1 protein-coding gene is annotated in these 309 nt (G+C 45.6%); it reads right to left on the bottom strand.

From position 1 onward, the window contains the following. A partial coding sequence (locus C1G53_RS09800) for a nicotinate-nicotinamide nucleotide adenylyltransferase (protein WP_153046708.1) occupies positions 1-309 on the bottom strand: 309 nt, incomplete at both ends.

Raw genomic sequence — 309 nt, 5'->3', positions numbered from 1 at the left:
TGTCGTAGGTATAGCTGACACCACGGCGTTCTAGTTCAATGGTTTCAATCCCCAAGCCCTCAATACCTGCAATAGCCATCTTGAGCATGGAATAGCGATGGTATTCGTCAATGGTTTCTTTCTTATCCACATGAGGTGGAATGAATTCTGGCATGAGCAAGACTTGATCCAGCTTCAACTGTTGACGGACCTGGTCTGCCACAATCAAGTGAGCATTGTGGACAGGGTTGAAATTCCCTCCCAGAATCCCCACTTGTTTGCGATTGGTTTCTTTCTTTTCAACCTCTAATTCAACCTTGGTAAAGGGTG

This window comes from Streptococcus suis, from assembly GCF_002960445.1.
GTDB classification, from domain to species: Bacteria; Bacillota; Bacilli; order Lactobacillales; family Streptococcaceae; genus Streptococcus; species Streptococcus hyiners.
This window is presented reverse-complemented; position numbering and strand designations above follow the sequence as displayed.